5 protein-coding genes are annotated in these 17,125 nt (G+C 44.9%); 2 read left to right on the plus strand and 3 right to left on the minus strand.

Annotated elements, in window-relative coordinates:
- Entirely contained in the window at positions 1–3,408 is a 3,408-nt protein-coding gene (locus ACSLP7_RS06450) for a hypothetical protein (RefSeq protein WP_435578544.1), read from the minus strand.
- Positions 3,409–3,596: 188 nt separating this feature from the next.
- Between ACSLP7_RS06450 and ACSLP7_RS06455 the strand changes: the two genes are divergently transcribed.
- Both ACSLP7_RS06455 and ACSLP7_RS06460 read left to right on the plus strand, forming a co-directional pair.
- Positions 3,597–4,361, plus strand: a complete 765-nt coding sequence (locus tag ACSLP7_RS06455; protein WP_435578545.1) for an exodeoxyribonuclease III — start codon at positions 3,597–3,599, stop codon at positions 4,359–4,361.
- Between the two features lie 18 nt (positions 4,362–4,379).
- Positions 4,380–5,417 carry an aldo/keto reductase gene (locus ACSLP7_RS06460; RefSeq protein WP_435578546.1) on the plus strand — a complete coding sequence of 346 codons (1,038 nt, stop codon included), beginning with the start codon at positions 4,380–4,382 and terminating at the stop codon, positions 5,415–5,417.
- Here the strand turns inward: ACSLP7_RS06460 and ACSLP7_RS06465 are convergent.
- Both ACSLP7_RS06465 and ACSLP7_RS06470 read right to left on the minus strand, forming a co-directional pair.
- Positions 5,414–6,556, minus strand: a complete 1,143-nt coding sequence (locus tag ACSLP7_RS06465) for a gliding motility-associated C-terminal domain-containing protein (protein ID WP_435578547.1) — start codon at positions 6,554–6,556, stop codon at positions 5,414–5,416. The two genes, ACSLP7_RS06460 and ACSLP7_RS06465, sit on opposite strands and share 4 nt — an antisense overlap.
- Before the next feature lie 5 nt (positions 6,557–6,561).
- Entirely contained in the window at positions 6,562–17,067 is a 10,506-nt protein-coding gene (locus tag ACSLP7_RS06470) for a hypothetical protein (RefSeq protein ID WP_435578548.1), read from the minus strand.
- Positions 17,068–17,125: the final 58 nt, after the last annotated feature.

The raw sequence follows: 17,125 nt of genomic DNA on the forward strand, positions 1-17,125 counted from the left end.
CTAGAAAAAGGCTCTCAATTGCACGCTGCCTGTATGGATTGCTTTACTTTGCTCACTTTTTCTCCCAAAGTAGGAAAGGTTTGCATCTAGGTATTTGGTGATCTTTTGTTGGAGTAAAAGGTTCCAAGTAAAGTTGGTTCCCGGTTGTAGGCCTTCAAGAATTTGATAAGCCACTGGAGAGAATGCGCTACCGCTGTAGCTGTTATCGATATAATTGAATTCTGCGGTAATGGATGAATTTTGTGACTTATTATAGGCGAAAAGCACCGTGAATCGATGTTGGTCAAGAGCCTCCTCTCCCAAGGCATTGGATTTGCCTGTAAAGGTGTAGCCAACGTCCAGACGCGTGGTCTTATTCCACAAATAGGAAAGTTTTGGGTTGTAGGTTTCCGTTTGAATTTCAAAATTTCTACTGGGGAAGTTTTCCGCCAAACTCTCACTGTCAGACCAAGTGCTTCTCGCGTTGAGTAAAAAGAAAGTTCCGATCTTATGATTGAAGTTAAGCTGATGACTACTGAGTCTATTTTCTTGCAATCCTGTGGCCAGTAAGTTCTTGTTTGCTGTGCTGAGGTAGGTATAACTTGTGGTATAACGTTGTTTCCCGCGATTGAAGAACAGCACGTTTTTAAAGTTGAGTTGAAGCCCTAATTGATCATCTCCAGCATCTTCAAAAGGGTTGATCTTGAATCGACCTTCATTTCTACGCACACTGCGATCAATCAAATAAGAGGCTTGATTATAGAACTGAGAAAGGATTTTTTTGAACTTGTTCTCACTGTTGGCCCATTGCTTGGGTTGCAAGGTGATGCTTTGACTAAAAGCGTTTTGGTTGATGGGCACAAAGGTTCTATTGGGTAGCAGTACGCGTACATATTCGGCTTCATCTTGAAATTGTGCGATCTCAAATTCATCCAATTCCTGAATTCCGTTCTCATTATAATCGTTCCAAGTATAGATTCCTTGTCCAGGTTCAACGGCTACATAAGTGAATTCCTGCTGCGGAATCACACCGCTGTTGGATTCGAAAAGCGTGGTCCCTACTACTGCACCTTTCCATAGGCGTTGATTGTAACTCAAACGCCCATTGAGCACTTGTTCATCGGGCATGTCAGTCTGATCGAAGCGCGTGCGTCGGTAATTGGCAATCAGGCTTAATTGCGTAGCTTGTGTGTTGAAGATCTTGGTTTTTGCATAATAGGATTCTGCACTGGCTACACGTTGTAATTGATTGCTCACTACACTGTCAGTTACGCGATTGATATAACCAATCTCCACATAGACCTTGGTAGAGTCTCCAACCCCCGCATAGGCTTGATATTCCGTGAATTTTTGACTCAAGGGAGTGAGGGAATCGTTGGGCGTGGCTCGTTGTTGGTTGTCCTCAAAATTAAACTTACCACCCACCCAATAGGCTCCTAAATTTTGACGTGTATTGACAAAAACACGAGCAAAATCAGACTTTAAACTATCTCCAGAACTACTCAAAACACTCGCATTGATAAAGGCTTGAGTGTTTTTGTGTTGTAGATTGCTATTCAGCACGTGGCGTGAACCGTTAAAGCTTCCGTCAAAATCTAAATATTGAAATTCGTAACGGGCAGCTCCCCATTTCTTTAACGCTCCTTCAAGACCCCCAATGGCATAGGTTTGATCTCCTGTGGGCATTAGCAAGTTCCAGTCTCGGGTAAATTCCACATTAAACAAGCGCTCAATGGACTGATATTCCTCTTGGAGGTAGTTGATATTGGCAAAGGCATCCAAGCGCGTGGCCAGACTGTCTTTGCGCACTAGAGCTTGGGCCAAGGTGATTCGAGCGGCAAGTCCATTATTATCGTTGTCATCAATATCGGAAAAGAGGTTGCGGTCGTTTCTACTGGCGCTGAGTTCAAAACCGATTTGCGTCTTTTCAGTAGGGCTATAGCTTCCGTGAATCCCGCCAACTTGCAGTAGGGTTGGAGCTACCAAAGGCACTACAGGTTCATAGTCTCCCTGAGGCACTCCTCCAACGGGCGGCACAAATTCAAAGATCCTGCTGATGGTATTTTCTGATTGGATCACGTAGTTCCCGTTATTGGCTCCCACAAATGAAAAACGCACATTGAAGAGCTCATCATCCGGATTGTCTGAGAACACAAAAGCCTCAATGCCAGCAATGGTTTCTCTTCTGTAGAGAATCTTGTTTTCTGAGAAGGTATCGGGAACTGCAGAAGGTGCGTTCATCAGGCTCAGATCGTCTCCTGCATTTTGCAGCACGCCTACTTGTTCTTCCGTTAAATTCTGTTGGAGTGGCTGGTTTTTAGCGTCGGATTCGCTGTAGGCATATGCGCTGATCTGAAAGTTGTCATTCTTATAACCGCCGTTTCCATAGCCGATAAAACGGGTGTAGTTTCTGTCCGTAAATTGGTATTCCACTACGATCCGCATGGACGCATTGATAGGGAATGTAGGGTTGAATCTAATCTCTCCGGCATTGTAATCAATCACGTAGTCTTTGTTCTCTCCACGCTCCAAAAGGAGTCCGTTCACAAAGACGCGCTCACTGCCAGAAATGATCAAAATGAACAATTCCCCGTTTGGACCAACCAGTTTATAGGGTCCTTGGTTGCCTTCTTGTCCCGCAAAGGTGCTTCTGCTAAAAACTCCCCTAACTAAGGCTCCAGCAACTCCAAAATGAGTCTCACTGCTGTCTTTGTGAGTTAGTGTTCCGCCAATGGAGATCCCTTGGATTTTTTTGGTAAAATTTCCAAAATAGGTTCCGCTTTGATTCAGATTGATATCTCCGGCGCGAATGTTCCAATTCTTACCGTAAAGCTCTACGAAGATCTGGTCAAACTCGTCTAGATTTTGGGAGTAACCTCCCTCTTGAGTAGGAATATTTGCATCTTGAATAGAGGCGCGAATGGACACCTTTTCACTCAAACGTCCCGTAATCTGTAAATCCAATTCGGAATTAACCACGGCATTTTGATTGTTCCCTATAGTGACGCCTCGGGTTATACTACCGTTAGCATTCAAGCCTTGAAAGGGCGTGCTGTTGCGCCGGGTTGTGGCCTGCTGTAAGCTGTATAATCGATCAATATTACCCGAACTACTCACAATCAAGTTCGGGTCCAGGTTGGCGTATCTGCGCGTCAGAAACTCTGGATAGCGTTGATATCTGATCTCAATACTGTCTGTTTGAACGCTGCTGTTGAATCGCAGGGTGGCGCGAGTAAAGTCTATTTCATATTCGGTTAGATCTAGCCGAGTTCCATCCGCAGTAAACACCTCAAAATAACTTGGGTTTATACTCACAGAATCAACGGCAACACTGTCACTTTTTGCCACACGGATACTACGACGCAAGCCGTCCTGGGCAAAAGTTCCCTGGCAGATCAGCAGTACGATTACAAGTATAGTTTGGCGCACCCTAAGGCATTTAATCAAGCTATATATAAAACTGAAAGGAACTGGAATTATTTTGTTGATTTGTTAATGAAAATTTATGACTTACTGCTTCAGTAAATGTACAATACTGTCTTAACTTAGCATATTGGCCAGCCGGACTATTTTTCAAGGATAGTCGCTCTTCTGCGCTGGCGATAACAACTTATTTTATGAAGATCATCTCCTATAACGTCAACGGTATCCGAGCAGCTATGAACAAAGGTCTTACGGACTGGTTGCAAGCTGCGAATCCGGATGTGTTTTTAATCCAAGAAACCAAGGCCATGCAAGAGCAGGTAGACACTGCTGCTATAGAAGCTGCGGGTTATCCCTATCACTATTGGTTCAGTGCAGAAAAGAAAGGCTACAGTGGAGTAGCGGTGCTTTGCAAAGAAGAGCCCAAGAATGTGGTCTATGGAACCGGGATCGATTATATGGATAGTGAAGGGCGTAACCTGCGTGTGGATTTTGAGGATGTTTCTGTGATGAGTCTTTATTTGCCTAGCGGAACCAATGATGCCCGTCTTGGATTTAAGTTCAAGTATATGGATGATTTTAAAGCCTATATTGATGGGTTGCGACAAGAAGTTCCCAACTTGGTGATTGGAGGGGACTACAACATCTGTCACGAAGCCATTGATATCCACGATCCGGTGCGCAACAAAAAGGTTTCTGGGTTCTTGCCAGAAGAACGCGCGTGGCTGGATGCTTTTATGAAAAGCGGCTTTGTAGATTCATTCAGACACCTCAATAAAGAACCGCATAACTATACCTGGTGGAGCTATCGCGCCAATTCAAGAGCCAATAACAAGGGCTGGCGTATTGACTACAATCTGGTTTCAGAACCCTTGAAAGAGAATATTAAACGGGCTGTGATTTTATCAGAAGCGGTGCACAGTGATCACTGTCCGCATATGGTGGAGCTTGTATTTTAAATTTTAAAAAGATATTGAATGAGATATAAAGAACTTCCTGGAACTGGAATTGAAGTGAGTAAAATTTGCCTTGGCAGCATGACCTGGGGGGAGCAAAATTCCCAAGAAGAAGGTTTTGCACAGATGGATATGGCCTTGGATATGGGTGTTAACTTCATTGATACTGCGGAGATGTATTCCGTGCCGGGCCGAGCAGAAACTCAGGGAAGCACAGAGACCATCATTGGTAATTGGTTCGCCGAGCGCGGGAATCGTGATCAAGTGATCTTGGCTACCAAGATTGCCGGGCCGAGTCCTACTTTTAAACATATTCGACCCAATCTTGGTTTTTCTGCGGATGCTTTAGAGGACGCCTTACATAAATCTTTGATGCGTTTAAAGACGGATTATATCGACCTCTATCAACTCCATTGGCCGGAAAGAGCGGTCAATATCTTTGGAGTTCGCGATTACAACCACACGCCCAATGCGCGTTGGGAAGACAATATTGGAGAGATCTTAGATCGATTGGAAGGGCATGTAAAGTCTGGGAAGATCAGACATATCGCCGTGAGTAACGAAACACCCTTTGGATTGATGCGCTATATGGAAGAGCACCGCAAGGGCAAACTCAAAATTGTCTCTACTCAGAATGCTTACAGTTTACTGCAGCGCAGAGATGAGATTGGCCTCTCTGAAGTTTTGCAAATGGAAGACATTGGTTATTTGGCGTATTCGCCATTGGCCTTTGGAGTGTTGTCTGGGAAATATTTGAATGGAGCCATGCCAGCAGGAGCTCGAGTTACCTTGTTTCCTAATTACAACCGATACAATGGAGACGCTTCTCTAGCAGCAACTCAAGAGTACAAAAACATTGCAGAACAACACGGAATGAGCCTAACCCAAATGGCGCTTGCATTTGTAAACGATAGACCGTTTATGACCTCTAACATCATTGGTGCGACTAGTTTGAGTCAGCTAAAGGAGAATATTGAAAGTATCGATATTCAACTTTCCGATGAGGTTATCCGAGCCATCAACGAGGTACATAGCAAAATGCCGAATCCTGCAGCTTAGTACGTTATATAGATATATCCAGAAAGGTCTTTTCGGCCTTCTATTTTAAACACGTAATAATAGGTTCCAACAGGTAGTGGTTCGCCGCGGTTGCCCAAAGTAGTTCGTCCGCGGGAGATTCCATCAAAAGAGTTATCATAGTTTCTTTTGCGGAATACTTCAACACCCCAACGATTGAATATAACCAATTCATTTGTCGGTAATCCTTCTACGCCTTCTATCACTAGAAAGTCGTTCAAGCCATCACCGTTAGGGGAGAGCGCTTGATAAACAAGCACACTACCGTCTGCCTTTTGAACAGAACCTAAGGTCAAGGCCGCGTAGTTGTCCGGTTTGAAGGGTTCTGAGGTAATGGTACCGTTATTGAGGTCGCCGCTTACATTGGTGTTACCCAAGTCAATCCACTTTTCTAAAGAAGGATCAAAACCTACAACACGCAAATTCTCAACTTCTGCTGCGATAGCATCCGCACCACTTTCATCATCCCAACTTAAAGTCGCGGTTGTTTCCGTAGATGCATTCAAATCCCAATATTCCTCAACGTTGATCACGGCCAAACTCGGAACAAAATTGTCTGTGTCAAAGTTGCCGCTGAGCGTTGTTGGGAAGTTCGGATCTTCAAAAAAGTAGGCCGCTCGATAAACCGTAGTGGTGAATTCTTCAGGGCTTACACGTAAACTTCTCAGCTTAAAATCATCTCCAACAGGAAATACAAAATCAAGATCACCCGTGTATGTAGAATAACCGTCAATATGGTTCTCATCAGATTCTCCTAAATAGACGCTGTCTGGGCCAAAATCCAAGCTTATTCCAGGCGTGTCTCTAGGCGTGAGAATGCGTCCATTGGTAAACTCCAGCAGTTCTGCAATACCGAGGTTAACTTGTAAAGAAAGGTCGTTGAGTACATCAACTTCCACTGTATTGAAGATCACTGGGTTGAAACCGGAGACCTGTAAAGTGCGGTCTTGATGGTAGAATCCAGCAAAGCCAGGATTGTCATCAAAATTTCCGTCGTTGATCACATCGGTGTGAAATCCAATAGCGGCTTCTTCATGCACCTTCACATTACCAAAATTATGAAAGCCATCTTGGGCAAACCCAAGCGCAGTGCTTAATAAAAGTATATATAAACTACGCATGGCTCTTATTTGTAAGCGGTGAACAAGACAACTACGCTTTCGCTATTGATGTCTGTGGGTTGTACATTGTTCACTGGGTTTCCACTACTTGCTGTTACCGTTCCTAAGGTATAGGTTACCGTCAAGTCAAACCCGTCAGTGTTAAATGTTGAGAGGCTAGCAGTGATCTTACCAAGAGAGTCACCATTTTGATTCCCATAGCGTAAACCAATACAGTTTGAGCTCGATGAGAATCTAGAGATGTCGTTGATCGAATTACCACTTCCACCAACATAGATTACTTGTTGCGTAATGCCTCCGGAATCGTTACGAGCAAACCCGTTCATGGTTCCGAAGGAATTGCTAATACCACGTGCGTTGTTTCCAACTCCATTGTCAGTGTCAATATCCAGGCTTTCTATGTTTGCGTGTGCTACAAAAGTCACTTGAGAAGGCTCAAAGGGTAGGCCGTCTACTGTAGTTGTACCAGAAGCAGAGATGATAAACATTCCTGTGTAAACAGTTGGTCCATCATCAGCTGGAGTAACGGATAGATCATAATCATTCCCAGATGCAGTAACTGTAACCGAACCGTCTGTTGAGGTGATGGTTTGCAATTCGTTTGTTGCATCGGCATCGGCATCATCAACGTTTAGAGTAATGGTGTTCCCATCCTCGATTTCAATATTACCTGCAGTTCCGTCGGTTGAGATTTCCTGATCGTCCGTACTTACTCCAGAGATGTCGATAGACTGATCACCTCCACCGTCAGTAACGGTAAGGGTAGTGCCATCAAATGCGATTCCAGTGTTAAACTCGTTGGTCGCATCCGCATCAGCATCATCCACGTTTAATGTAATGGTGTTTCCATCTTCGATTTCGATATTACCTGCAGTACCATCAGTTGAAATTTCTTGATCGTCCGTGCTTACGCCTGAGATATCGATGGATTGATCACCTCCGCCGTCAGTTACAGTAAGAGTGGTTCCATCAAATGCGATTCCAGTGTTAAACTCGTTGGTCGCATCCGCATCAGCATCATCCACGTTTAATGTAATGGTGTTTCCATCTTCGATTTCGATATTACCTGCAGTACCATCAGTTGAAATTTCTTGATCGTCCGTGCTTACGCCTGAGATATCGATGGATTGATCACCTCCGCCGTCAGTTACAGTAAGAGTGGTTCCATCAAATGCGATTCCAGTGTTAAACTCGTTGGTCGCATCCGCATCCGCATCATCTACGTTAAGTGTGATGGTGTTCCCATCCTCGATTTCGATATTACCCGCAGTACCGTCTGTAGAGATTTCCTGATCATCAGTACTTACTCCAGAGATATCGATAGACTGATCTCCGCCACCGTCAGTAACGGTAAGGGTAGTGCCATCAAAAGCGATTCCGGTGTTGAATTCGTTCGTTGCATCGGCATCGGCATCATCCACGTTCAAAGTGATAGTATTTCCATCTTCGATCTCGATATTACCGGCAGTACCGTCTGTAGAGATTTCCTGGTCGTCCGTACTCACTCCTGAGATGTCGATGGATTGATCTCCACCGCCGTCAGTAACGGTAAGAGTAGTTCCATCAAAGGCGATTCCGGTGTTAAATTCGTTTGTCGCATCGGCATCGGCATCGTCTACGTTCAAAGTAATGGTGTTACCATCTTCAATCTCGATATTACCGGCAGTACCGTCTGTAGAGATTTCCTGGTCGTCCGTACTCACTCCTGAGATGTCGATGGATTGATCTCCACCGCCGTCAGTAACGGTAAGAGTAGTTCCATCAAAGGCGATTCCGGTGTTAAATTCGTTTGTCGCATCGGCATCGGCATCGTCTACGTTCAAAGTAATGGTGTTACCATCTTCAATCTCGATATTACCGGCAGTACCGTCTGTAGAGATTTCCTGGTCGTCCGTACTCACTCCTGAGATGTCGATGGATTGATCTCCACCGCCGTCAGTAACGGTAAGAGTAGTGCCATCAAAAGCGATTCCGGTGTTAAACTCGTTTGTTGCATCGGCATCCGCATCGTCTACATTAAGGGTGATGGTGTTCCCATCTTCAATCTCAATATTACCAGCCGTTCCGTCTGTAGAGATTTCCTGATCGTCAGTACTTACTCCTGAGATGTCGATAGATTGATCTCCACCGCCGTCAGTAACGGTAAGAGTAGTGCCATCAAAAGCGATTCCAGTGTTGAATTCGTTCGTTGCATCCGCATCCGCATCATCTACGTTCAAAGTAATGGTGTTTCCATCTTCGATCTCGATATTACCAGCTGTTCCATCAGTTGAGATCTCCTGATCGTCCGTGCTTACGCCTGAGATGTCGATAGACTGATCACCACCGCCGTCAGTTACAGTAAGGGTAGTTCCGTCAAATGCGATCCCAGTGTTGAATTCGTTAGTTGCATCGGCATCCGCATCATCTACGTTCAAAGTAATGGTGTTTCCATCTTCGATCTCGATATTACCAGCGGTTCCGTCTGTAGAGATTTCCTGGTCGTCCGTGCTCACACCTGAGATGTCGATAGACTGATCGCCACCTCCGTCAGTAACGGTTAGTGTGGTTCCATCAAAGGCAATTCCGGTGTTGAATTCGTTCGTGGCATCCGCATCCGCATCATCCACATTAAGTGTGATGGTATTTCCATCCTCTATCTCAATATTACCGGCGGTTCCATCTGTAGAGATCTCTTGATCGTCCGTGCTAACACCAGAGATATCAATAGTCTGATCACCGCCACCGTCAGTTACGGTCAGGGTAGTTCCGTCAAAGGCAATACCTGTGTTGAATTCGTTCGTGGCATCCGCATCCGCATCATCTACGTTCAAAGTAATGGTGTTTCCATCTTCGATTTCGATATTACCAGCAGTACCATCAGTTGAAATTTCCTGATCATCGGTGCTAACACCTGAGATGTCGATGGACTGATCGCCACCACCGTCAGTTACAGTAAGAGTGGTTCCATCAAATGCGATTCCAGTGTTGAATTCGTTTGTTGCATCGGCATCGGCATCGTCTACATTAAGCGTGATGGTGTTTCCATCTTCGATTTCGATATTACCCGCAGTACCGTCTGTAGAGATTTCCTGATCATCAGTACTTACTCCAGAGATATCGATAGACTGATCTCCACCGCCGTCAGTAACGGTAAGAGTAGTTCCATCAAAGGCGATTCCGGTGTTAAATTCGTTTGTCGCATCGGCATCGGCATCGTCTACGTTCAAAGTAATGGTGTTACCATCTTCAATCTCGATATTACCGGCAGTACCGTCTGTAGAGATTTCCTGATCGTCAGTACTTACTCCTGAGATGTCGATAGATTGATCTCCACCGCCGTCAGTAACGGTAAGAGTAGTGCCATCAAAAGCGATTCCGGTGTTGAATTCGTTCGTTGCATCGGCATCGGCATCATCCACGTTCAAAGTGATAGTATTTCCATCTTCGATCTCGATATTACCGGCAGTACCGTCTGTAGAGATTTCCTGGTCGTCCGTACTCACTCCTGAGATGTCGATGGATTGATCTCCACCGCCGTCAGTAACGGTAAGAGTAGTTCCATCAAAGGCGATTCCGGTGTTAAATTCGTTTGTCGCATCGGCATCGGCATCGTCTACGTTCAAAGTAATGGTGTTACCATCTTCAATCTCGATATTACCAGCAGTTCCGTTGGTTGAGATCTCCTGGTCATCAGTACTTACTCCTGAGATATCGATAGACTGATCGCCACCACCGTCAGTAACGGTTAGAGTCGTTCCATCAAACGCGATACCGGTGTTAAATTCGTTTGTCGCGTCGGCATCCGCATCGTCTACATTCAAAGTAATGGTATTACCATCCTCGATCTCGATATTACCAGCCGTTCCGTCTGTAGAGATTTCCTGATCGTCCGTGCTAACACCAGAGATATCGATAGTCTGATCACCACCGCCGTCAGTTACGGTCAGTGTGGTTCCATCAAAAGCGATACCTGTGTTAAATTCGTTGGTCGCATCAGCATCCGCATCATCCACATTAAGTGTGATGGTATTTCCATCTTCGATCTCAATATTACCAGCGGTTCCATCGGTTGAGATCTCCTGGTCATCAGTACTTACTCCTGAGATATCGATAGACTGATCGCCACCTCCGTCAGTAACGGTTAGTGTGGTGCCATCAAAAGCGATTCCGGTGTTGAATTCGTTCGTTGCATCGGCATCCGCATCATCCACATTAAGTGTGATGGTATTTCCATCTTCGATCTCAATATTACCAGCGGTTCCATCGGTTGAGATCTCCTGGTCATCAGTACTTACTCCTGAGATATCGATAGACTGATCGCCACCTCCGTCAGTAACGGTTAGTGTGGTGCCATCAAAAGCGATTCCGGTGTTGAATTCGTTCGTTGCATCGGCATCCGCATCATCAACGTTTAAAGTAATGGTATTTCCATCTTCGATCTCAATATTACCGGCCGTTCCATCAGTTGAAATTTCCTGGTCGTCCGTGCTAACACCAGAGATGTCGATAGACTGATCTCCGCCGCCGTCAGTTACAGTAAGAGTAGTTCCATCAAAAGCAATACCTGTGTTGAATTCGTTCGTTGCATCCGCATCGGCATCGTCTACATTAAGGGTGATGGAGTTTCCATCCTCGATTTCGATATTACCAGCCGTACCATCAGTTGAGATCTCCTGATCATCAGTACTCACTCCAGAGATGTCGATAGATTGATCTCCGCCACCGTCAGTAACAGTCAAAGTAGTCCCATCAAAAGCGATTCCGGTGTTGAATTCGTTGGTCGCATCCGCATCCGCATCATCCACATTAAGTGTGATGGTATTTCCATCTTCGATCTCAATATTACCAGCGGTTCCATCGGTTGAGATCTCCTGGTCATCAGTACTTACTCCTGAGATATCGATAGACTGATCGCCACCTCCGTCAGTAACGGTCAGTGTGGTTCCGTCAAAAGCGATTCCGGTGTTGAATTCGTTCGTTGCATCGGCATCCGCATCATCAACGTTTAAAGTAATGGTATTTCCATCTTCGATTTCGATATTACCAGCCGTTCCATCAGTTGAAATTTCCTGGTCGTCAGTACTTACGCCTGAGATGTCGATAGACTGATCTCCGCCGCCGTCAGTTACAGTAAGAGTAGTTCCGTCAAAAGCGATTCCGGTGTTGAATTCGTTCGTTGCATCGGCATCCGCATCATCTACGTTTAAAGTAATGGTGTTTCCGTCTTCGATCTCGATATTACCAGCCGTTCCATCAGTTGAAATTTCCTGGTCGTCAGTACTTACCCCTGAGATGTCGATAGACTGATCTCCACCACCGTCAGTAACGGTAAGTGTGGTTCCATCAAAAGCAATACCTGTGTTGAATTCGTTCGTCGCATCGGCATCGGCATCATCCACGTTCAAAGTGATAGTATTTCCATCTTCGATCTCGATATTACCGGCAGTACCGTCTGTAGAGATTTCCTGGTCGTCCGTACTCACTCCTGAGATGTCGATGGATTGATCTCCACCGCCGTCAGTAACGGTAAGAGTAGTTCCATCAAAGGCGATTCCGGTGTTAAATTCGTTTGTCGCATCGGCATCGGCATCGTCTACGTTCAAAGTAATGGTGTTACCATCTTCAATCTCGATATTACCAGCAGTTCCGTTGGTTGAGATCTCCTGGTCATCAGTACTTACTCCTGAGATATCGATAGACTGATCGCCACCACCGTCAGTAACGGTTAGAGTCGTTCCATCAAACGCGATACCGGTGTTAAATTCGTTTGTCGCGTCGGCATCCGCATCGTCTACATTCAAAGTAATGGTATTACCATCCTCGATCTCGATATTACCAGCCGTTCCGTCTGTAGAGATTTCCTGATCGTCAGTGCTAACACCAGAGATATCGATAGTCTGATCACCACCGCCGTCAGTTACGGTCAGTGTGGTTCCATCAAAAGCGATACCTGTGTTAAATTCGTTGGTCGCATCAGCATCCGCATCATCCACATTAAGTGTGATGGTATTTCCATCTTCGATCTCAATATTACCAGCGGTTCCATCGGTTGAGATCTCCTGGTCATCAGTACTTACTCCTGAGATATCGATAGACTGATCGCCACCTCCGTCAGTAACGGTTAGTGTGGTGCCATCAAAAGCGATTCCGGTGTTGAATTCGTTCGTTGCATCGGCATCCGCATCATCCACATTAAGTGTGATGGTATTTCCATCTTCGATCTCAATATTACCAGCGGTTCCATCGGTTGAGATCTCCTGGTCATCAGTACTTACTCCTGAGATATCGATAGACTGATCGCCACCTGCGTCAGTTACGGTAAGGGTGGTTCCATCAAAAGCGATTCCGGTGTTGAATTCGTTAGTTGAATCGTTGTCTAAATTGTCTGGAACATCTACACTGTAAGGGTCTGCGGCTGTCCCAGTTCCGTTGACAGTAGTATTCTGACCATCGACTAAAATAGTTTCTGATCCGTCAACAGCCCCAACGATATCTAAGTCAGTGGTGACTCCATTTTCATCAGTATAAGTTAAAATTCCAGTGGTCGGATTGAACTCTAAGTCGGTAACTGTCTCGTAGTTATCAATGATCGTAGCTAGATCAATTACAGTATCTGCTCCGTCTTCATCGGTATAAGTCAAAGTACCGTCTCCGTTATCAGAAAGGGTAGTCAGTGTCTCAAAGTTGTCGATGGCGGCCAGTACGTTGAATGTAGTGTCATCACCGTTCTCATCGGTATAAGTCAAAATACCTGTGGTTCCGTCAAAGTCAACGACTGTTACGGTTTCGTAGTTATCGATGATCGTTGCCAAGTCAATTACTGTATCCGCTCCATCTTCATCGGTATAGGTCAAAGTTCCATCACCGTTGTCGCTTAACGTAGTCAGCGTTTCGAAGTTGTCGATCGCGGCAAGTACATTGAAAGTAGTGTCATCCCCGTTCTCGTCAGTATAAGTCAACAAACCAGTAGTTCCGTCAAAGTCAACAACAGTTACCGTCTCATAGTTATCGATGATTGTTGCTAGATCAATTACTGTATCTGCGCCGTCTTCATCCGTATAGGTAAGTGTTCCATCACCGTTATCGCTTAAAGTTGTCAGCGTTTCGAAGTTGTCGATTGCGGCCAGTACGTTGAAAGTAGTGTCATCCCCGTTCTCGTCGGTATAGGTCAAAAGACCTGTAGTTCCGTCAAAGGCAACAACAGTTACGGTTTCATAATTGTCGATGATCGTTGCTAGATCAATTACCGTATCTGCACCGTCTTCATCCGTATAGGTAAGTGTTCCATCACCGTTATCGCTTAAAGTAGTTAGCGTCTCAAAGTTATCGATGGCGGCCAGTACGTTGAAAGTAGTGTCATCCCCGTTCTCGTCAGTATAAGTCAGAAGGCCTGTAGTTCCGTCAAAGTCAACGACTGTTACCGTTTCATAATTGTCGATGATGGTCGCAAGATCAATTACCGTATCCGCTCCGTCTTCATCAGTATAGGTAAGGGTTCCGTCTCCGTTATCGCTTAAAGTTGTCAGCGTTTCGAAGTTGTCGATTGCGGCCAGTACGTTGAAAGTAGTGTCATCACCGTTCTCATCCGTATAAGTCAACAAACCTGTGGTTCCGTCAAAAGCAACAACAGTTACGGTCTCGTAGTTATCGATGATTGTTGCTAGATCAATTACTGTATCTGCGCCGTCTTCATCAGTATAGGTAAGGGTTCCGTCTCCGTTATCAGAAAGGGTAGTTAGCGTCTCAAAATTGTCGATCGCTGCAAGTACGTTGAACGTAGTGTCATCCCCGTTCTCATCGGTATAGGTCAACAAACCAGTAGTTCCGTCAAAGTCAACAACAGTTACGGTCTCGTAGTTATCGATGATCGTTGCCAGGTCAATTACTGTATCCGCGCCGTCTTCATCCGTATAGGTAAGTGTTCCGTCTCCGTTATCAGAAAGGGTAGTTAAGGTTTCAAAGTTGTCGATTGCAGCAAGTACGTTGAAAGTAGTGTCATCACCGTTCTCGTCGGTATAGGTCAACAAACCAGTAGTTCCGTCAAAGTCAACAACTGTAACTGTTTCATAATTGTCGATGATCGTTGCCAGGTCAATTACCGTATCCGCTCCATCTTCATCAGTATAGGTAAGTGTTCCGTCTCCGTTATCAGAAAGAGTAGTTAAGGTTTCAAAGTTGTCGATCGCGGCAAGGAGATTAAAAGTAGTGTCATCCCCGTTCTCATCGGTGTAAGTCAAAATACCTGTGGTTCCGTCAAAGGCTACGACAGTTACGGTCTCGTAGTTATCGATGATTGTTGCTAGATCAATTACTGTATCTGCGCCGTCTTCATCCGTATAGGTAAGTGTTCCATCACCGTTATCGCTTAAAGTAGTTAGCGTCTCAAAGTTATCGATGGCAGCAAACACATTGAAGGTAGTGTCATCCCCGTTCTCATCGGTATAAGTCAAAATACCTGTGGTTCCGTCAAAGTCAACGATTGTTACCGTTTCATAATTGTCGATGATGGTCGCAAGATCAATTACCGTATCTGCGCCGTCTTCATCCGTATAGGTAAGTGTTCCATCACCGTTATCGCTTAAAGTTGTCAGCGTTTCGAAGTTGTCGATTGCGGCCAGTACGTTGAAAGTAGTGTCATCCCCGTTCTCATCCGTATAAGTCAACAAACCTGTGGTTCCGTCAAAGTCAACGATTGTTACCGTTTCATAATTGTCGATGATGGTCGCAAGATCGATTACCGTATCCGCTCCATCTTCATCCGTATAGGTAAGTGTTCCGTCTCCATTATCGCTTAAAGTAGTTAGCGTCTCAAAGTTATCGATGGCGGCCAGTACGTTGAAAGTAGTATCATCGCCATTTTCATCGGTATAGGTCAACAAACCTGTAGTACCGTCAAAGGCTACAACAGTGACGGTTTCATAGTTATCAATGATTGTAGCAAGATCAATTACCGTATCCGCTCCGTCTTCATCGGTATAGGTCAAAGTACCGTCGCCGTTATCGCTTAAAGTAGTTAGCGTCTCAAAGTTATCGATGGCGGCCAGTACGTTGAAAGTAGTGTCATCCCCGTTCTCATCGGTATAAGTCAAAATACCTGTGGTTCCGTCAAAGTCAACGATTGTTACCGTTTCATAATTGTCGATGATGGTCGCAAGATCGATTACCGTATCCGCTCCATCCTCATCGGTATAGGTCAAAGTACCGTCTCCGTTATCGCTTAAAGTAGTTAGCGTTTCGTTGTTGTCAATGAGCTCTCTTAGGTTTAGGGTGAAGATATCACCAGCTTCATTGGTATAGGTAAGTTCACCCGTGGTTCCATCATAGGCAGCTACAGTTACGGTCTCAGCATTTCCAACAATGGTCCCTAAGTCAATTACCGTATCCGCTCCATCCTCATCGGTATAGGTCAAAGTACCGTCTCCGTTATCGCTTAAAGTAGTTAGCGTTTCGTTGTTGTCAATGAGCTCTCTTAGGTTTAGGGTGAAGATATCACCAGCTTCATTGGTATAGGTAAGTTCACCCGTGGTTCCATCATAGGCAGCTACAGTTACGGTCTCAGCATTTCCAACAATGGTCCCTAAGTCAATTACCGTATCTACTCCATCCTCATCGGTATAGGTAAGGGTTCCGTCACCGTTATCAGTTAGGGTGGTGAGGGTCTCATTATTATCAATGAGCTCTCTTAGGTTTAAGGTGAAGATATCACCTGCTTCATTTACATAAGAAAGTTCACCGGTTGTTCCGTTGTAGTCGGCTATAGTTACGGTTTCAGCATTCCCGACAATGGTATTTATATTGATGACCGTATCAACACCATCTTCATCGGTATAAGTTATGGTGCCATCACCGTGATCGGTTAGGGTAGTCAGGGTTTCATTATTGTCAATGAGCTCGCGAAGGTTTATAATAAATACTTCTCCAGCTTCATTGGTGTAGGTCAACTCACCGGTTGTTCCATCGTAGGCCGCAACAGTTACGGTCTCGTGTTGGGTAATAATGGTTGCAAGGTCAATCAGTGTGTCCGTTCCTGCTTCATCCGTATACTTAATGGTACCATCTCCAAGATCTTCAAGTATAGTTAAGGTCTCTACACTACTCAGATCTATAGTCACGGGAGCACCATCACCATTATTAAAGGTGAAAGTGCCATCCCCATTATCTACCAAGGTAGCATTGGTAATTATAGTTGATGTGCCTTCCTCGTTGGTGTAGGTGTATGTACCGTCATTATTATTGACCAAAGTGGTATTGGTCTCATCGGGCAACATGGTACATAAACTGTTCCAGGAGTCGTTGTTGAATTGATACAAACAGTCTTCGTCTGTATTGTAGACCAATGCACCGTTCAATGGTGCAATGGCATTCATTTCAGACGTTGTAATACGCGTAACGACCAAAACTCGGTCGCTGCTTTCTAACTCAAGTAGAGAGCTGTCATTGATTACATTAGGGTTGTCTCCTACTTTCACTTGGGCAAAAGCGGTCACAGACAACAATAAAAACAATGCTGGGGGAAGCAGTTTTTTCATGGTTGAGGATTGAAAAGTCAGGTCCCGAAAATAAAGTCTAGAAATTTATTTAACGAAA

This window comes from Gilvibacter sp. (genome assembly GCF_965601605.1).
GTDB lineage: Bacteria > Bacteroidota > Bacteroidia > Flavobacteriales > Flavobacteriaceae > Gilvibacter.